Below are 17552 nucleotides of genomic sequence, written 5' to 3'. Positions count from 1 at the left end.
CCACGGCTGACGCTGCGGCAGACCTGCAAAGGCCCGGGAATCCCGGGCCTTTGTTTTTCACAGCGCCCGTCATCCACGCATGGCCCAGGCCGTTGGTAGATGCCGACCCTGGTCGGCGCACGGCCCGGCGGCGCCACCGTGACGCGTGCATGCCGCGCCCATGCACGGCTTGCTATAGTGCGCGCGCCCTCAATCCATCACGGATTCGTTCCACATGCCCAATTTCCGTCCGCTTGCCATCGCCCTGGGCATCAGCCTGGCGACCCTGGTCCCGACCCACGATGCGTTCGCCGCCAAGAAGAAGGCCGCGCGCGCCCCGGCCGTCAGCGCCCAGTGCAGCGACTTCTACGATGCCACCAACGCAGGCTGGCTGAAGGCCAACCCGGTGCCGCAGACCGGTGCCACCACCGCGCTCGGCCAGCTGGTCGAGCGCAGCCGCCAGCAGCAGCGTGAACTGCTCGACGCCGCGATGAAGTCGCCGCAGGGCAACGTGCAGAAGCTGCTGGGCGACTTCTGGGCCAGCGGCCTGGACGAAGCCGCCGTGGAAGCGGACGGCTCCAACCCGATCGCGCCGCTGCTGACCCGCATCAACGCCATCAAGAAGGCCAAGGATGTGCCGGCCTCGATCGCCGCGCTGCACCAGGTGGGCATCCCGGTGGCCTTCAACTTCGGCCCGGACGTCGACCTGAAGGCACTGGACCGCCACATCGGTTACTTCATGCAGGGCGGCATGGGCCTGCCGGACCCGGCGTTCTATACCCGCACCGACGCCGATACCGTGGCGCTGATGGGGCGCTACCGCAACTACGTCAAGCAGATCCTGGCGCTGACCGGCACCCCGGCGGCCAGGCTCGATGCCGAATCGCAGTCGGTGATCGCGCTGGAGACCGAGCTGGCGCGCAATGCGCAATCGCTGGCCGGCATCAACAACCCGTTCAACAACTACGCGCCGATCTCCACCAAGGAGCTCAACAGCCGTTACCGCAACCTGCAGCTGGACGCGTTCCTGAAGGCACAGGGCGTGGACGACGACCTGGTCTCGCTGGCCGACCCGGGCCTGTTCAAGCAGCTCGATGGCATGGTCACCAAGCTCAAGCCGGACCAGTGGAAGGCCTACCTGCGCTGGCGCGTGGGCGACTCGATGGCACCGTACCTGTCCAAGGCCTACCGCGACGCGGAGTTTGAATTCCGTGGCCGCGTGCTGCGTGGCGAAACGCTGCCGCCGCAGCGTTGGGAAGACGTGCTGGAGGCGATCAACGTGGCCGCCGGCCCGATGGTCGGCCGCGAATATGCGGCCCGTTACCTGTCGGCCGAAGACCGTCGCCAGGCGGCGTGGATCGTCGACAAGCTGCGCGAAGTGCAGATCGAGGCGGTCAAGAACAACAGCTGGATGAGCGCCGAAGCCAAGACCGAAGCGCAGGCCAAGCTGGCTGCGCTGAAGATCGAGATCGGCACCCCGTTGCGCGACCTCGACTACAGCGTGCAGCCGATGGGCCGCGGTTCGTTCGGCGGCAACATGCTGATCGCGTCGACCTGGCGCCACCGCGAGGAAATGAAGCGCATCGGCAAGGGCAACGCCGACCGCCGCTGGGACGTGCTGCCGCAGCAGCCGTCGCTGGCCTACGACCTGGCACAGAACCGCCTGATCGTTACCGCGGCGATCCTGCAGGGCCCGGTGTTCAATGCCAAGGCCGACGCCGCCGACAAGTTCGGCAGCTTCGGTGGCCTGGTCGGCCATGAGCTGACCCGTGCGATCGACGCCAAGGGTGCACTGGTCGACGCCAAGGGCGAACTGCGCAGCTGGTGGACCCCGGCCGACAAGACCGCCTGGACCCTGCTTGGCAACCGCGTGGCCGCGCAGTACAGCGCCTACGATTTCCCGGGCGTGAAGGGTGCCAAGGTCAACGGCACGCTCACCCAGGAAGAGAACCTGGCCGACATCGCCGGTCTGGAACTGGCCTGGGCGGCCTATACCGCGCAGGAGCCGAAGGCCAAGCCGGCACAGCAGCAGGGCTTCTTCCGCGCCTGGTCGGCGTTGTGGGCACAGCAGCTGTCGCCGAACGAGGCCGTGCGCCGCCTGACCGCCGACATCCGCGCGCCGGGCCTGTGGCGCAGCAACGGCACGCTGGCCAACCTGCCGGCATTCGGTGCCACCTTCAGCTGCAAGGCCGGCCAGCCGATGCAGCGCAGCGAAGCCGACCAGATCAAGGTCTGGCGCTGAGCCACGCGCACTACCCGTAGTACAGGGGGCGCCTTCGGGCGCCCTTTTTTGCGGGTGCAGCACGATCCCGGGTTAACACCGCGCGTGCTATCGCTGCGGCTTCGTCCATCGCGGAGCCCCGACATGGCACACAAGAACACGATCTGCCTCTGGTACGACAACGGCGCGCTCGAGGCCGCCACCTTCTACGCCAGCATCCTGCCCGACAGCGCGGTGATCGCCGTGCATCGCGCCCCCGGCGACTTTCCGGATGGCAAGGAAGGCAACGTGCTGACGGTCGAGTTCACGGTCTGCGGCATTCCCTGCGTCGGCCTCAACGGCGGACCTGCGTTCAAGCACAGCGAAGCGTTCTCGTTCCAGATCCAGACCGACGACCAGGCCGAGACCGACCGCCTCTGGGATGCGATCGTCGGCAATGGCGGACAGGAGAGCCAATGCGGCTGGTGCAAGGATCGCTGGGGCATCTCCTGGCAGATCAGCCCGCGCATGTTGATCGAAGCCGTGACCAGCAAGGACAAGGCATTGGCCAAGCGCGCCTTCAACGCGATGATGCCGATGAAGAAGATCGACATCGCCACCATCGAAGCGGCAATCAAAAAAGGGGACGGAGGGGATTAAGTCGTTTCTCCCCATGCCCCGTGTGCAGATGCAGATTGCGACTTAATCCCCTCCGTCCCCTTTTTGCGAGGTGTTGATGTCCTGGGATGCGATCGTCGTTGGTGGCGGCCACAACGGCCTGGTCTGCGCGGCCTATCTGGCGCGCGCTGGAAAGAAGGTGCTGGTGCTGGAACGTCGTGGCGTTCTCGGCGGTGCTGCAGTCACCGAGGAATTCCATCCCGGCTTCCGCAACTCGGTGGCGTCGTACACGGTGTCCCTGCTGCAGCCCAAGGTGATCGACGACCTGCAACTGCATGCGCATGGGCTGCGCATCATCAATCGCCCGGTCAACAACTTCCTGCCGATGGAGGATGGTCGTTACCTGCTGTCGGCACCGGGCCGCACCCAGGCAGAGGTCGCGAAGTTCTCCGAGCGGGATGCGCAGCGGCTACCCGAATACGAAGCGCGCCTGGAGATCTTCGCCGATGTGCTGCGCGCGTGGGCCCTGCGCGCGCCACCGGATGCCGGCGTTGCGGGTGGTTGGCGCGCGTTGCCTGCGCTGTGGCAGATGGGTCGTCTTGGTCGTGAACTGGCCACGCTGGATGCCTCGCTACGGCAGGAGCTGCTGGACCTGTTCACGCTGTCGGCAGCCGAGTATCTGGATCGCTGGTTCGAAAGCGAACCGATCAAGGCGCTGTTCGGCTTCGATGGCATCGTCGGCAACTACGCAAGCCCCTATACACCGGGCAGTGCCTACGTACTGCTGCACCACGTATTCGGCCAGTGCAATGGCGTGAAGGGTGCGTGGGGCCATGCGATCGGCGGCATGGGCGCGATCAGCCAGGCGATTGCAGCCTCGGCACGCGAGGCCGGAGCGGAACTGCGCGTGGAGGCCGGCGTGCAGCGCGTGCGAATCGAACAGGGCCGCGCGGTGGGCGTCGAACTGGCCAACGGCGAGATCCTGCGCGCACGCACGGTGGTCGCCAATGTCAATCCGAAACTGCTGTACGAACAATTGCTGGAACCGGCACAGGTACCCAACGCGACACGCGAACGCATGGCGAACTGGCGCTGCGGTTCCGGCACGTTCCGGATGAACGTGGCGCTGTCGCGGCTGCCGGAGTTCCGCGCCCTGCCCGGGCCCGGCGATCACCTCAGCGCCGGCATCATCATGGCACCCAGCCTGGATTACATGGACCGCGCCTGGCTGGATGCGCGCCGCGACGGTTGGGCGCGCGAACCGATCGTGGAAATGCTGATTCCGAGCACGCTGGACGATTCGCTGGCGCCGCCCGGGCAGCACGTGGCCAGCCTGTTCTGCCAGCATGTGGCGCCGGTGTTGCCTGAAGGCCGCCATTGGGACGATCACCGGGAGACCGTGGCCGACCTGATGATCGCCACCGTCGAACAGCATGCGCCCGGCTTCACCGCCAGCGTGCTCGGTCGGCAGGTGCTGTCGCCGCTGGATCTGGAACGCACCTTCGGCCTGGTCGGCGGCGACATCTTCCACGGCGCACTGAGCGCCAACCAGCTGTTCTCGGCACGGCCGATGGTCGGCCAGGCCGGCTATCGTGGCGCCCTGCCCGGGCTGTACCTGTGCGGTTCGGGCACACACCCCGGCGGCGGCGTCACCGGTGCACCGGGGCACAACGCGGCGCAGGTGGTGTTGCAGGATCTGTAGAGGCGTGCCGACCAACGGTCGGCACCTGCAGCGTCAAATGATCCCATTCAAAGCGTGCCAGCCAGGGTTGGCACCTGCCCGCGTGGGAGAAGGCGTGCCGACCAACGGTCGGCACCTGCAGCGTCAAATGATCCTTCGGATCATTTGACGCTGCGCAGATGGTTCGGGCGCTTCGGTGGGCCGGGCGGGCGGCGCCTGAACGGCGGCTGCCCGCGCCAGTAGCGGATCAGCAACCAGCCGAACAGCATGCCGCCGAGGTGCGCGAAGTGGGCCACGCCCGGCTGCCAGCCGGTCATGCCCAGCACCAGCTCGCCCACACCGAACAGGATCACGAAAGTGCGCGCCTTCATCGGGATCGGCGGGAACAGCAGCATCACCCGCTGGTTCGGGAACAGCATGCCGTAGGCCAGCAGCAGGCCGAACACGCCGCCGGAGGCGCCCAGCACCGTGGCAGGGTTTTCCAGCAGCGTACCCACCAGCAGCTGGCAGACACCGGCACCGGCCACGCACACCAGGTAGTACAGCAGGAAGCGCTTCTCGCCCCAGGTCTGCTCCAGCGGCGCGCCGAACATGAAGACCGCCAGCATGTTGAAGAACAGATGGCCGAAGCTGCCATGCAGGAAACCGTAGGTCAGCAGCTGCCAAGGCTGGAAGTTGCCACCCGGCGAGAACGCGTCGAAGCCCTGCTGCAACGGTTGCAGCATGAACGGCTCGAAGGTCTGCATGCCGAGCAGGAACGGCTGCTGCAGCAGGAACAGGATCGCGTTGGCGATCAGCAGGGCCTTGGTGACGGTTGGCAGTCGCGGGAACATGGGAGCACCGGCATGGAACGGCCTCCATCATAGCCGCAGCATCGTGTCTTGTTGGCGACCCGCAGGTCCGGCCTGTTCAGTCGCCAGCGGTGCTCAGCCCGGGCCCCACACCGCTGCGTCCAGCGCCGCCGCCGGATCGGTCGCCGGCATCCGCACCCGGCCGTTCTCCACCCGCACACCCTCGGCGCGCAACCGTTGTGACTGCTCGCGCCAGCCGGCCGACCCTTCTTCCATGGCAATGCGCCCGTCCGAGCGCAGCACGCGGTGCCAGGGCAGGTCCGGGTCGTCGTTCTGGCCCAGGATGCGTGCGGTCAGGCGTGCACGCCCGGGCAGGCCCGCGCGCATCGCCACCTGGCCGTAGCCCATCACCTGCCCCGCCGGGATTGCGCGGATCACCGCCAGGATGCGCGCACGCGCCTGCTCCGGCGTCAGCGCCGCAGGCGGGTCACCAGCAGAACGCCGATCAGCACCAGCACGGTGCCGGCGATCTGAGCCGGCCCCATCGGTTCGTCGAGCAGCCATAGGCTCATCACGATGGTGGAAACAGGGCCCAGCATACCGACCTGCGCGGCCAGCGACGAACCCACGCGCTGCACCGCCAGCATGATCGCCAGCACCGGCAGCACCGTGCACACGGTGGCATTGACCAACGACAGCCACTGCACCGGCGCCGGTGCCTGCCACAGCAGCGGCAGCGGATGGGTCACCGCGAAATGCAGCAGCACCAGCACGCTGGCCACGCAACTGGCATAGGCGGTCAGCCGCACCGCACCGATGCGCGCGACCACCTGCCCACTGCCGAACAGGTACAGCGCATAGCTGAGGGCACTGCCCAGCACCAGCAGGCTGCCGACGATGATCTGCCCACCCTCGCGCTGCAGATCGTGGCCGAAGGCCAGCAGCACGCCGAGGTAGCTCAGCACCAGCGCACCGATCTGCCAGCGGCCCGGCCGCTGGCGCGCCAGCAGCACGTTGATCAGCAGTACCAGGGTCGGGTTCAAGTACAGGATCAGCCGCTCCAGGGTCACGCTGATGTACTGCAGTCCCTGGAAGTCGAGCAGGCTGGACAGGTAGTAGCCGGTGAAACCCAGCCACAGCACGCGGGCACGGTCGGCCCAGGACAACGGCTCGGCCCGGCGCGCGGCCCACGCTGCCATCAACGCGAACAGGGGCAGCGCCATCAGCATGCGCAGGGCGAGCAGCGTGGTGGCATCGACGCCGTGGCGCAGGCCGAGCTTGACGATGATCGCCTTGCCCGACGCGGCGATGGCGCCGATCGCGGCCAGGCCGATGCCGCCCAGCGCAATGCGTGGGGAAGCAGTGGCGATGCGGGAAGCGGGAGTGGACATCAGGACGACGGCGGGCCGCGCAGAGCGGCCCGGTAAGGCGTGGGGCGCTCATTGTCGCATGGGGGCGCCCGCTGCCCTGTAGAGCCGAGCCTGCGCTCGGCGTCGCCAGGTGTGGGCGAAAGGCTGCCGAGCAGGGCTCGGCCCCACAACGGCCCGGCTCAGCGCATCAGCACCACTTCTTCGGCCGAGGTCGGGTGGATCGCCACGGTGTCGTCGAACTGGGCCTTGGTCGCGCCCATCTTCACCGCCACCGCAAAGCCCTGCAGGATCTCGTCGGCCGCTTCGCCCAGCAGGTGGATGCCTACCACGCGTTCTTCCGGACCGGCACAGACCATCTTGAACAGGCTGCGCTGGGTACCATTGGCCAGCGCCTGCAGCATCGGGCGGAAGCGGCTGTGGTAGACGCTCACCTGGTCGAAACGCCGGCGCGCTTCTTCCTCACTCATGCCCACCGCGCCCAGCGGCGGATGCGAGAACACCACGCTCGCCACGTTCTCGTAATCCATTTTGGACTGCGGGCGCCCCCCGAACAGGCGGTCCATCAGCCGCCGCGAAGCGGCCACCGCCACCGGGGTCAGACCGACCTTGCCGGCGATGTCACCGACCGCGTGCACGCTCGGCACACGGGTGGTCTGCCACTCGTCCACCTGCACCTGCTCGTGCTCGCCGATGTCGATGCCGAGCGCTTCCAGACCCAGGCCACGGCTGTTGCCGCGGCGGCCGGCAGCGAAGAACACCGCATCGAACACACTGTCGATCGGGCCGTCATGGCCGAACGCCCGGACGCGCTCGCCATCGCGCTGCAGTTCGCGCAGGCGATAGTCGAAATGGATCCGCACGCCCTGCTGTTTCAGGTTCTCGGCCAGCTGATCGGTCAGCTCGTAATCGAAGCGCTCCAGCAGGCGCTTGCCGCGCACCAGCAGGCTCACGCGGCTGCCGAGCGCCTGCAGCAGGCCAGCCAGCTCCACCGCGATGTAACCACCACCGATGATCGCCACCTCGGCCGGCGCCGCACGCAGGTCGAAGAAATCGTCGGAGACCAGGCCCAGCTCCGCGCCGGGAATATCCGGACGCAGTGGATGCGCGCCAGTGGCGATCAGGATGTGTTCGGCGCTGTAGTGCACGCCATCACTGCAGGCCACGGTGTGCGCATCAAGCAGATGGCCACGTGCCGGAATGCGCACCACGCCGGTTTCGTCCAGGCGCTTGTGGTAGCTGGTGTGGATGTTGCTGATGTAGGCCTGGCGATGGATCACCAGTTCCTTCCACGACAGCGCCGGGCGTGCCTCGACATCGAAGCCCATCGCATTGGCCAGGCCGATGCGCTCGTGCAGGTCGGCCGCCAGCCACATCGCCTTCTTCGGCACGCAGCCGACATTGACACAGGTTCCGCCCAGTTCGCCGGGTTCCAGCATTGCCACGCGCTTGCCGTGCTGCGCGGCGCGGATCGCGCCGGCCAGGCCGGCGGAGCCGCCGCCAAGGACGATCAGGTCGTAATCATAGGATGCAGTGCTCATCGGAATCGCTCGGGTCGGTAAGGGGCAGGATCGATCGCTGGCGTGTGGCCGCAGACGAGATCGGCGATCCGCTGGCCGATGCCGGCGCTCATGCTGACGCCGAGCATGCCATGCCCCGCTGCAGGCCAGACGTGAGGATGCGCGGGCGCGCGGCCGATCGGCACAGCGCGTGCGCGCTCATCGCTCACCCCTGCTTCGTCCTGCGCCGCATCGGTGGCCACTGCCGGTAGGTCATTGCACGCCACAGCCATTCCATCGGACCAAAGCGGAAGCGCGCCAGCCACGCGTGCGAAACAGCCACCTGCACGGCAAACAACAGCAGCGCGAACAGCAGCTGCACGCTGCGCGGCATCATCTCGAACCTGCCCAGGCCGTAGTGGTAGAAGGTCCAGGTACACAGCAGCGACTGGCCAAGATAGTGGGTCAACGCCATGCGCCCCACCGGCGCCAGCCACGCCAGCCGCGTGCGCCAGTGCACGATCCACGCCAGGTAGCCCAGGCACATCGGCAGCCCGCCAACCGTGACCAGGGCCATCGCCGCGGTCACCGGCAGGTTGTAGGCGCCGGGTGCAAGGTAGGGTTTCCAGGCAACCCCCAGCAGCGTGACCAGCAGCCCCAGCGGCAGTGCGATCCAGCGCAGCGACGCGTACAGCCGCGGGAAGCGCTCCGGCGTCGCCAGCGCGCCACTGCCGGCGAACCAGCTGCCGAGCAGGAACATGCCCAGCACTTCCGGGCCGCTGATCAGCAACGCGCCCATCGAGGTGCCGAACTCGCTCAGGCGCTGCACAGTGGCCTGCGCCCAGCTGCCCTGCCCGTACACCTGCCGCTGCAGGTCGATGCTCTGCTGCGCCTCGGCAAGCATGCCCTGCACCTCTTCGGCCGAAGCCATCGACACCATCGCACCCACCAGCAGCATCATCGCTACACCGCCGAGGTAGACGATCACGCCCATCCACGGCAGCCAGCTGCGCGGCGCCTCGCGGCAGGCCAGCAAGGGCAACGAGACCAGCGCATACATCACCAGGATGTCGCCGGACCAGACCAGCAGTGCATGGCACAGGCCGATCAGCAGCAGGCCGGCGCTGCGGCGCAGGTAGAACGGGGTGAAGTCGCGCCCGGCCACCTCGGCGCGTTGTGCCATCACCGCAAAGCCGGCACCGAACAGCAGCGAGAACAGGGTGAAGAACTTGCCCTGCACGAACACATAGACGAAGGCGTCGGCCCAGTAATCGATGCCCCGCCAGTGCACGTCAATGCCGGTGAAGGCCAGGTCCAGCGGGCCGCTGAAAGCCTCGATGTTCATCAGCAGGATGCCCAGCAGCGCAGCACCACGCAGCACGTCCAGCACGGCGATGCGTTCGCCGGAAGCCACCGGCTGCAGGGAAGGAGAAGCGGCGTTCACGGGGCGTCCGTCAGGCAGGTCCGCCATTATGCCGCCGGCCCGTGCACCATGGATGGCCGCGGCGTGTTCCAGAAACGCAACGGCCCGCCGAAGCGGGCCATTGCTGCCATCACGATCGCGCTGCGATCAGTGCTGGTGACCGCCGTCGCCGTGGACGTGGCCGTGGTCCAGCTCTTCCTTGCCGGCTTCGCGCACGTCGACGATTTCGACGTCGAAGTGCAGGTCCTTGCCAGCCATCGGATGGTTCAGGTCAACGTCGACGACGCTCATGCCGACCTTCTGCACGGTCACCGCACGCGGGCCGAAGTTGGTCTGCAGCACGACCTGCTGGCCCGGCGCCAGCTTGGTATTGCCGAAGTGCTTCTTCGGCACGCGCTGGGACAGGCCCTCACGACGCTCGCCGTAGGCATCGGCCGCCTTGACGTCGACGTTGAAGGTCGCGCCGGCTTCCTTGTCCATCATGGCGTTTTCCAGGCCCGGGATGATGTTGCCGTGACCGATCAGGATCGCCAGCGGCTCGCCGCGGTCCTTGGACGATTCGATCGGCTCCTGGCCGACTTCGGAAACGGTGTAGTGGAAGCGGACAACGCGGTCTTTTTCGATCTTCATGCGCAACTCTGTCTGGATCTGCCGGAGGCAGGCGGGTTGGGGCGGGTTGTCGCCCGGCGGGGACGCCGCCATCATGACGGCCAATCCAAGGTGGCGCATTATCCGGAGATCATGCACATCACGCCAGTTTTGTCCGGCCAGCGCCGGTTTCTCGCCCCGGCCCTGCTGCTGGCCCTGCCTCTGTTGATGACGGCCTGTGGCGGTGGCAAGGCCACCCGCCCGGCCCCGCCCCCGCCCCCGCCCACGGCGAACTGGCCAAAGACCGTGCCGGACAACCCCGAGGCTGCCAACTCGGTGCTGATGCGCGCCATCAGCCTGGTCGGCACGCCCTACCGCTATGGCGGCAACACCCCGGATTCGGGCTTCGACTGCAGCGGCCTGGTCGCCTATGTCTATCGCGAGATGCTGGACCTGCGGCTGCCGCGCACCTCCCGCGACCTGGCGGCGGTGCAGGGCCCGAAGATCGACCCGCAGCGCCTGGCCACCGGCGACCTGGTGTTCTTCGGCAGCCGCGGCAGCGTCACCCACGTCGGTATTTATGTAGGTGAAGGGCGTTTCGTGCATGCGCCGAGCACCGGCGGCACCGTGCGCCTGGACTCGCTCAGCGGTCCCTACTGGAAGGACCACTACACAGGGGCGAAACGCGTCCTTCGCTAAAATGAACAGGCGATATATTCAAAACTGTGACGAGCATCACTGTGCAACTAACGAATTACTAACGGAATTTTTAACTTATCCGCGCTTTTACAGGGCATGATGCCCCATCGTTTTTTTCCTGTGACCGACGCGTGACGACTGACGACCTGAAAAGCGAAGGCCAGACTTCCGTATCTTCACGTAGTGCCCGCCCGCTGTTGCTTGGCCTGGCACTGTGTCTGACCAGCCTTCCGGCCTGGTCGCAGACTGCTCCGAACCGTTCCGATGTGACCCCGGCCCCGGTGGCCGAGAGCACCGCCCGACCGGCCGCCAAGGCCGAGGCTGCCGCTCCGCAGCGCAGCCGCGTCGATGCCGCCGCCAGTGCCACGCTGGCCGCCCTGCTGCCGCACCTGGCCGCCAACGACACCATTCCGCTGATGGACCGCTCGGCCGTGGTGGCCGGCGACCTCAGCCGCCTGCTCGCCAACTACGACACCAGCAGCGCCGCCAATGGCAGCGTCGTCGGCACCGCCGCCGACAACGGCAAGGTGCAGTCGCTGCTGCGCCGCGCGATGACCCTGCTGGGCACCCCGTACCGTTGGGGTGGCAGCAACCCGGACAGCGGTTTCGACTGCAGCGGCCTGGTCGGTTATGTGTTCCGTTCGGCCCTGGGCATCGAACTTCCGCGCGTCTCGCGCGAGATGGCCCACGATGACAATGCCGAACTGATCAACGACCGCACCGCGCTGGCCGCGGGTGATCTGGTGTTCTTCGGCCGCAAGGGCCGCGTCGACCACGTCGGCATCTACGTCGGCGATGGCCGTTTCCTGCATGCGCCGAGCTCGGGCAAGGACGTCCGCGTGGACACCCTGCTCAGTGGCTACTGGGGCAACAAGTTCATGCAGGCCCGCCGGGTCGACCTCTGACCGGCTGGCGTCACAGCGCCGCCTGATACGCAAAGCAAAGCCGCTGCCCTGCAGCGGCTTTTTTGTTGGGGCCCGCGTAATGGTGGGTAGCTGCCGACCTTGGTCGGCACCGCCTCCATCCACGCATGGCGTGGATCTACCACGGTCGGCAGCGCGTCAGCCATCTCCCAAACGAAAGGCCCGCCGGTCAGGGCGGGCCTTTCATCTCCACGCAACCTCAGCTGCGTGGCGGTGTCGGGTCAGGATCGTCCACGCCCACATTGCTGGACGGATTGTCATACACCGTCTGGTCCAGCAGCCCGGTTTCCTTGGCCACGATCACCGGCACCAGCATCTGGCCGGTCACATTCGTCATCGTGCGCATCATGTCGAGGATGCGGTCGATGGCATACAGATAGCCGATGGTCTCCAGCGGCAGGTTGGCTGCGCTCAGCACCACCGTGGCCATGATCACCGCGGTACCCGGCACGCCGGCCGTACCGAAGCTGCCCAGCACCGAGGCGATCAGCACCACCACGTACTGCTCCGGGGTCAGCGGCACACCGCTGTACTGCGCGATGAACACCGCGCACAGCGCCGGATAGATCGCGCCGCAGCCATCCATCTTGATGCTGGCGCCCAGCGGCACCGCGAATGAACCGTAGTCCTTGTTCACGCCCAGGTTGTGGGTGATCGAACGCAGCGCCACCGGCATCGCGGCGAAGCTGGACGAGCTGACGAAGGCCACCTGCATGCCCGGCGCCGCGCCGCGGAAGAACTTCAGCGGGTTCAGGCCGTGCGCCAGCAGCAGCGCGCTGTAGACCACCACGATGTGCAGGGCGCAGGCCACGTACAGGGCTAGCACGAAATGGCCCAGCGGCAGCAGCTTCTCGAAGCCATAGCTGCCGACCAGGCCGGCGATCAGGCCGAAGGTACCGATCGGGGTGACTTCCAGCACGAAGCGGGTCACCTGGATCATGATGTCGCTCATCTGGCCGACCAGCTTGCGCGCCTCGGTCACCTTCTCGCCCAGCTTGACGATGGCAAAGCCCACCAGGCCGGCGAAGAAGATCACCGGCAGGATCGAGCCGCGACCGGCCGCCAGCACAGTCTCACCGGCCGCATTGACCTTGGTACCGATGCCGGACAGCGCGTAGAAGACATTGGCCGGCACCACGTCCAGCAGCACCTGCATCACACTGGGCACTTCGCGCGGCACGTAGTTGCTGGCCATTGTCAGCTGCAGCCCGCCGGCACCGGGCTGCAGCACGGTCCCCACGCCCAGCCCAACGCATACCGCCAGCGCCGCGGTGATCACGAACCAGAGGAAGGTGCGGCCACTGAGCGCGGCGACCGACTTCTGCCCGTGCAGCGACGAGATCGCGTTGATGACCGCGAAGAACACCAGCGGCACGGCGATCATCTTGATCAGGGTGACGTACAGCTCACCGAGCGGGCCGAACCACGTTTCCGCGGCCGGGCCAAGCGCCCAGCCGGCCAGCGCGCCGAGCACGAAGCCACCGACCACGCGCTGCCAGAATGGAATCCGCAGCCAGGCAGAGACCAGCTTCATAGGCAATCCAGAGGGGAAGGAAGGGATTCTGGCACGATAGCCCAAGGCGGCCCGCAGAACGACCGCCCGGCCGGCAAATCAGTGTGTCATCGGCGTGCCTTGCAGGGGCGGGCATAATGAACGTCCCGTTACAGTTTGTGAGATCCCAGCGTCCATGCGCCGTTCCGTCTCCCTGTTGGCCGCCTGCGCCACCACCCTGCTGCTGGGCGCCTGCGCCAGCACCACCCCCGCCTCTGCCCCGGCCGGCCTGAAGGTCGCCGTCGACCCGGTCGCCCATCCGGCCGGCGAGACCCCGCAATGGTGGTACCGCAGTGGCGCCGCCCAGGCCGCCGCCAACGGCGCGATGTCCGGCAAGGCGAAGAACGTCATCCTGTTCCTCGGCGACGGCATGAGCCTGACCACCGTGGCCGCCTCGCGCATCTACGAAGGCCAGCAGAAGGGTGGCTCGGGCGAGGAGAACCTGCTGTCCTGGGAGCGCTTCCCGGCCACGGCGTTCAGCAAGACCTACAACACCGATTCGCAGACGCCGGACTCGGCCGGCACCATGACCGCCATCACCACCGGCGTGAAGACCCACATGGGCGCGATCGGTGTCAGCGCCGGCAGCCGCACCGACTGCGCCGACAGCCTGTCCAAGGGTCTGCTGACCTGGCTGCAGCTGGCCGACAGCGCCGGCCTGGCCACCGGTGTGGTGTCCACCGCGCGCCTGACCCATGCCACCCCTGCTGCCACCTATGCGCACTCGCCCGAGCGCAACTGGGAAAACGACACCGACCTGACTGAAGCGGCCAAGGCTGCAGGCTGCAAGGACATCGCACAGCAGCTGCTGTCGACCTCGCGTTATGGGCGCGGCCCGCTGGTCGCTCTCGGCGGCGGTCGCGGTGAATTCACCACCGTGGAAGAGCGCGATCCGGAATACGACGACAAGGTCGGCCAGCGCCTGGATGGCCGCAGCCTGGTGCAGGAATGGCAGCAGGCGCACCCGCAGGGTGCCTACGTGTGGAACAGCAAGCAGCTGGCGGCGGCCGCCAATGCGCCGGCCATCCTCGGCCTGTTCGAACCGGACCACATGCGCTACGAATACGAGCGCCCGCAGGATCCGGGCGGTGAGCCGAGCCTGGCCGAACTGACGGCTGCAGCGATCAGGAATCTGGCCAGGCACCAGGAAGGCTACGTGCTGATGATCGAAGGCGCGCGCATCGACCACGCCAACCACAGCGGCAACGCCTACCGTGCACTGACCGAGACCGTGGCGCTGTCCGACGCGGTGCGCGTGGCCAACGAACTGACCTCGGCCGACGACACCCTGATCATCGTTACCGCCGACCACTCGCATACGCTGAACTTCGTCGGCTACCCGGCACGTGGCAATCCGATCCTGGGCAAGGTGAAGGACAAGGGCGGCGAAGATGGTGCCGGCAAGCTGGACTACGCGCTGGACGGCACCGGCCAGCCGTACACCACACTGAGCTATGCCAACGGCCCGGGCCATACCGGCAGCAGCAACCAGCAGCCGGCCGGCCCGAAGCGTTACCCGCACAACCCGAGCAGCTTCGAACCGGCCAACGGCCGCCCGAACCTGCGCGAGGTCGACACCGAGCATCCGGACTACATGCAGGAAGCACTGGTGCCGATGAAGTCCGAATCGCACGGTGGTGAGGATGTCGGCATCTGGGCGCGTGGCCCGGGCAGCAAGGCGATCCGCGGCACGCTGGAACAGAACGCGATCTACCACATGATCGTGCAGGCCACCCCGGCCCTGCGCGAGCGCCTGTGCCAGGCCGGCACCTGCGATGACAAGGGCGTGCCGGTGCAGCTGCCGGCACCGACGGCCTTCGAGCGCAAGGCCGAGGCCAAGTGATCGTGCGGCAGGCCCGCCTCGACCGCGGCCGCTTCGCGCGGTCGCTGGTCCTGCTCGGCGTACTGGCCGGTTCCAGCGCGCTGGCGCAGGCGCCGGCCTGCAAGCTGCTGACCGACGAACACGGGTTGTGGCCGCTGCCCAACTGCGAGGTGGTCGATCACCGGCCGAAGATCAGCGCCGATGCGCTGAAGGACCTGAACTACGACGACCACGGCCTGGCCGTGGTGTATGCCGACCAGGGCTTCCACTACGTCGACCGCAAGGGCCGCAGCCTGCCTGTGCTGACCTGGGACAACGGCCCGGAAACACCGCAGGAAGGCCTGCTGCGCGGCCGCGTCGGCAACCGCGTCGGCTACTTCGACCTGACGTTCCGCCAGGTGGTGCCCGGCACCTACGATTTCGGGTGGCCGTTCCAGGATGGCGTGGCCGAGGTCTGCAACGGCTGTCGGCGCGGCACGCCGGATGCCGATGGCCACACGCCGATGGAAGGCGGGGAGTGGTTCCGCATCGACCGCGCGGGCCGTCGGGTGAAGTAGGTTTTTCGGCAGGGCTGCGCCCTGCACCTGCCGATGCAACGGCAACGGCCGAAGCAACAGCAACAGCAACAGCAACAGCAACAGCGTGCATTCCGTGGGATGGCGGGGCGGCCGGCAACCACGGCGGTTGCTGTTGCTCCTGGTAGGTGTCGAGCTTGGTCGACACGATTTTTCTCTCAGATATCGAATTGAATACGGGGTCAGATCCGTTTTCCGCAGGAAAACGGATCTGACCCCAAGAGCCATTCCGACAGTTCGCAGGAAACTGTCAAAGGCGGGATGGGTCCGGTTGCGGGAGTGTCCGCGGCATGGATGCCGCGGACAAGCCCCCATGGGTGAGGGCGCTTTGCTTGCGAAGCACTGCTTCGCAAGCGCCCGAACGCACAGCCGCCAGCGGCTGGGCCGGCCTGGGGGTTTACGGCGTCTCCCGCAACCGGACCCACCCCGCCTACCCTCAGGAAACCAGCTTCTGCTGTTGCTGTTGCTGTTGCTGTTGCCGTTGCTCTGGATCGTAGCGGGTGCAGGGCGCAGCCCTGCCGAGCAACCCTATACTTGCCGCCGTGACTGCCTTCCCTGCCCTCGTTCCGCTGGATGCACCACTGCTGGTGGGCTACAGCGGCGGTGTCGACTCGACCGTGCTGCTGCACTGGCTGTGGCGCTGCGCCAAGGCCTCCGGCACGGCGCTGCGCGCGGTGCACGTGCACCATGGCCTGCACCCCGATGCGGACGACTGGGTGCTGCATTGCCAGCACCAATGCGCAGCGCTGGGCATCGAACTGGCCGTGCATCGCGTGCAGATCGACCCCACATCGGGCCTGGGCCTGGAAGGCGCAGCACGGCAGGCGCGACGCGCCGCGTTCGCCACCGAACTGCGCGACGGCGAAACACTGGCGCTGGCGCAGCACCTGGACGACCAGGCCGAGACCTTCCTGCTGCGTGCCCTGCGTGGCTCCGGCGTCGATGGTCTTGCCGCGATGTCCGCAGACAGCCGCGTAGGCGAACACCGTGTGTGGCGACCGCTGCTGGCGGTGCCGCGCCGTGCGCTGCTCGATTACGCGCACCAGCACGCGCTGCGCTGGGTTGAAGACCCCAGCAACGCCGACGACCACGCCGATCGCAATTTCCTGCGCCTGCAGGTGCTGCCGTTGCTGCGCCAGCGCTGGCCGCACGCCGCCGCGGCATTGGCGGGCAGCGCCCTGCATTGCCGGCAAACCCGCGAGCTGCTGGACGAGGAGGACGCCGAGCTGATCGCGCATCTGGAGGTGGCACCGCGTGTGCTGTCGCTGCAGCTGCTGCGCCAGGTGTCACCGGGCCGCGCCGCGCGCGTGCTGCGTGCCTGGGTGATCGGCCATGGGGCCGCCCAACTGCCGGCCACGGTGCTGCAGCAGGCGCTGGACGAGCTGCTGCCAGCCAGCAACGATCGCCAGGCGCGGGTGCGCTGGCACGATCATGCCATCCAGCAATGGCGCGATCATGCCTATCTCCTGCCCGCGCAACTGCCGGCGCTTCCCCATGATTGGCAGGCCGGATGGGATGGACGCGCGCCATTGGCGCTGCCCGATGGCGGTCAGCTGCACCTGCACGGCGCCGAGGCCTTCGAACGGCCGCTCCAGGTCCGTGCGCGTGTGGGCGGCGAACGCATCCTGCTGCCCGGTCGCCAGCATTCGCATGCGCTGAAGGACTGCCTGCAACGCGAACACCTTGCCCCCTGGCGACGCGCCCAGCTGCCGCTGGTCTTCGATGGAGCGCAGCTGCTTGCCGCCGCCGACGTGGTCATCGCAGCTCCCCTGCAGGCCTGGTTGCAGGCCCACGACGCGCAGCTGCAGTGGCGTCCCGGCGGCTGGTGAATTGAC

General features: G+C 67.4%; 15 protein-coding genes and 1 pseudogene. 8 read left to right on the top strand and 8 right to left on the bottom strand.

Annotated features, from left to right (window positions below; translation table 11 throughout):
• Positions 1–214: 214 nt before the first annotated feature.
• The 3 genes from AC5P7A_RS01020 (at position 215) to AC5P7A_RS01010 (ending at position 4499) form a co-directional block, all read left to right on the top strand.
• On the top strand, positions 215–2221 hold the full coding sequence (locus AC5P7A_RS01020) for a M13 family metallopeptidase (RefSeq protein WP_069116157.1): 2007 nt from the start codon (positions 215–217) through the stop codon (positions 2219–2221).
• A 123-nt stretch (positions 2222–2344) separates the two neighbouring features.
• Positions 2345–2839 (top strand): VOC family protein, encoded by a 495-nt coding sequence (locus AC5P7A_RS01015; RefSeq protein ID WP_445978787.1) that lies wholly within the window; start codon positions 2345–2347, stop codon positions 2837–2839.
• A gap of 76 nt (positions 2840–2915) precedes the next feature.
• Positions 2916–4499 (top strand): phytoene desaturase family protein, encoded by a 1584-nt coding sequence (locus tag AC5P7A_RS01010; protein WP_288496721.1) that lies wholly within the window; start codon positions 2916–2918, stop codon positions 4497–4499.
• Between the two features lie 140 nt (positions 4500–4639).
• Here the strand turns inward: AC5P7A_RS01010 and AC5P7A_RS01005 are convergent, their stop codons facing one another.
• The 7 genes and pseudogenes from AC5P7A_RS01005 to AC5P7A_RS00975 all read right to left on the bottom strand — a co-directional run bounded on the left by AC5P7A_RS01005 (position 4640) and on the right by AC5P7A_RS00975 (position 10188).
• Positions 4640–5311 (bottom strand): rhomboid family intramembrane serine protease, encoded by a 672-nt coding sequence (locus AC5P7A_RS01005; RefSeq protein WP_126411223.1) that lies wholly within the window; start codon positions 5309–5311, stop codon positions 4640–4642.
• Positions 5312–5404: 93 nt separating this feature from the next.
• A complete protein-coding gene (locus AC5P7A_RS01000; RefSeq protein WP_495219815.1) occupies positions 5405–5833 on the bottom strand; it encodes an MGMT family protein in 429 nt (142 codons plus the stop codon).
• Positions 5740–6660 (bottom strand): DMT family transporter, encoded by a 921-nt coding sequence (locus AC5P7A_RS00995; protein WP_014647921.1) that lies wholly within the window; start codon positions 6658–6660, stop codon positions 5740–5742. Before AC5P7A_RS00995 ends, AC5P7A_RS01000 begins: the two co-directional genes overlap by 94 nt.
• Before the next feature lie 158 nt (positions 6661–6818).
• Complete coding sequence (gene gorA, locus AC5P7A_RS00990; protein ID WP_014647922.1) at positions 6819–8177, bottom strand: glutathione-disulfide reductase; 1359 nt, start codon at positions 8175–8177, stop codon at positions 6819–6821.
• Positions 8174–8335 (bottom strand): annotated as a pseudogene (locus tag AC5P7A_RS00985) (amino acid dehydrogenase); the annotation flags it as partial. The gene gorA and the pseudogene AC5P7A_RS00985, both read right to left, overlap by 4 nt.
• Positions 8336–8361: 26 nt before the next feature.
• Positions 8362–9606 (bottom strand): DUF418 domain-containing protein, encoded by a 1245-nt coding sequence (locus tag AC5P7A_RS00980; protein WP_041863671.1) that lies wholly within the window; start codon positions 9604–9606, stop codon positions 8362–8364.
• A gap of 99 nt (positions 9607–9705) precedes the next feature.
• Positions 9706–10188 carry an FKBP-type peptidyl-prolyl cis-trans isomerase gene (locus tag AC5P7A_RS00975; RefSeq protein WP_014647924.1) on the bottom strand — a complete coding sequence of 161 codons (483 nt, stop codon included), beginning with the start codon at positions 10186–10188 and terminating at the stop codon, positions 9706–9708.
• Positions 10189–10299: 111 nt separating this feature from the next.
• Here AC5P7A_RS00975 and AC5P7A_RS00970 point away from each other — a divergent pair, with 111 nt between their 5' ends.
• Both AC5P7A_RS00970 and AC5P7A_RS00965 read left to right on the top strand, forming a co-directional pair.
• On the top strand, positions 10300–10845 hold the full coding sequence (locus tag AC5P7A_RS00970; RefSeq protein ID WP_495219814.1) for a C40 family peptidase: 546 nt from the start codon (positions 10300–10302) through the stop codon (positions 10843–10845).
• Positions 10846–10976: 131 nt separating this feature from the next.
• A complete protein-coding gene (locus AC5P7A_RS00965; RefSeq protein WP_005414115.1) occupies positions 10977–11750 on the top strand; it encodes a C40 family peptidase in 774 nt (257 codons plus the stop codon).
• Between the two features lie 217 nt (positions 11751–11967).
• On the opposite strand, the gene AC5P7A_RS00960 is transcribed toward AC5P7A_RS00965, so the two are convergent.
• On the bottom strand, positions 11968–13302 hold the full coding sequence (locus AC5P7A_RS00960) for a dicarboxylate/amino acid:cation symporter (protein WP_495219813.1): 1335 nt from the start codon (positions 13300–13302) through the stop codon (positions 11968–11970).
• Positions 13303–13456: 154 nt separating this feature from the next.
• Here AC5P7A_RS00960 and AC5P7A_RS00955 point away from each other — a divergent pair, with 154 nt between their 5' ends.
• The 3 genes from AC5P7A_RS00955 to tilS all read left to right on the top strand — a co-directional run bounded on the left by AC5P7A_RS00955 (position 13457) and on the right by tilS (position 17546).
• Positions 13457–15163 carry an alkaline phosphatase gene (locus tag AC5P7A_RS00955; RefSeq protein WP_014647928.1) on the top strand — a complete coding sequence of 569 codons (1707 nt, stop codon included), beginning with the start codon at positions 13457–13459 and terminating at the stop codon, positions 15161–15163.
• Positions 15160–15699 (top strand): WG repeat-containing protein, encoded by a 540-nt coding sequence (locus AC5P7A_RS00950; RefSeq protein ID WP_032960809.1) that lies wholly within the window; start codon positions 15160–15162, stop codon positions 15697–15699. Before AC5P7A_RS00955 ends, AC5P7A_RS00950 begins: the two co-directional genes overlap by 4 nt.
• A gap of 560 nt (positions 15700–16259) precedes the next feature.
• Complete coding sequence (gene tilS, locus AC5P7A_RS00945) at positions 16260–17546, top strand: tRNA lysidine(34) synthetase TilS (protein WP_495219812.1); 1287 nt, start codon at positions 16260–16262, stop codon at positions 17544–17546.
• The last annotated feature ends 6 nt before the right edge of the window (positions 17547–17552 follow it).

It is taken from the genome of Stenotrophomonas sp. YJH_SMC_65 (assembly GCF_059369475.1).
The sequence above is the reverse complement of the archived record's forward strand: the minus strand, read 5'-3'. Positions and strand labels throughout refer to the sequence as shown.

Excerpts from the sequence above, each read along its gene's own strand:
- AC5P7A_RS01020 (WP_069116157.1), top strand. The coding sequence starts at position 215 with ATGCCCAATTTCCGTCCGCTTGCCATCGCCCTGGGCATCAGCCTGGCG.
- AC5P7A_RS01015 (WP_445978787.1), top strand. The coding sequence starts at position 2,345 with ATGGCACACAAGAACACGATCTGCCTCTGGTACGACAACGGCGCGCTC.
- AC5P7A_RS01010 (WP_288496721.1), top strand. The coding sequence starts at position 2,916 with ATGTCCTGGGATGCGATCGTCGTTGGTGGCGGCCACAACGGCCTGGTC.
- AC5P7A_RS01005 (WP_126411223.1), bottom strand. The coding sequence starts at position 5,311 with ATGTTCCCGCGACTGCCAACCGTCACCAAGGCCCTGCTGATCGCCAAC.
- AC5P7A_RS01000 (WP_495219815.1), bottom strand. The coding sequence starts at position 5,833 with ATGGCTGCTCGACGAACCGATGGGGCCGGCTCAGATCGCCGGCACCGT.
- AC5P7A_RS00995 (WP_014647921.1), bottom strand. The coding sequence starts at position 6,660 with ATGTCCACTCCCGCTTCCCGCATCGCCACTGCTTCCCCACGCATTGCG.
- gorA (WP_014647922.1), bottom strand. The coding sequence starts at position 8,177 with ATGAGCACTGCATCCTATGATTACGACCTGATCGTCCTTGGCGGCGGC.
- AC5P7A_RS00980 (WP_041863671.1), bottom strand. The coding sequence starts at position 9,606 with ATGGCGGACCTGCCTGACGGACGCCCCGTGAACGCCGCTTCTCCTTCC.
- AC5P7A_RS00975 (WP_014647924.1), bottom strand. The coding sequence starts at position 10,188 with ATGAAGATCGAAAAAGACCGCGTTGTCCGCTTCCACTACACCGTTTCC.
- AC5P7A_RS00970 (WP_495219814.1), top strand. The coding sequence starts at position 10,300 with ATGCACATCACGCCAGTTTTGTCCGGCCAGCGCCGGTTTCTCGCCCCG.
- AC5P7A_RS00960 (WP_495219813.1), bottom strand. The coding sequence starts at position 13,302 with ATGAAGCTGGTCTCTGCCTGGCTGCGGATTCCATTCTGGCAGCGCGTG.
- AC5P7A_RS00955 (WP_014647928.1), top strand. The coding sequence starts at position 13,457 with ATGCGCCGTTCCGTCTCCCTGTTGGCCGCCTGCGCCACCACCCTGCTG.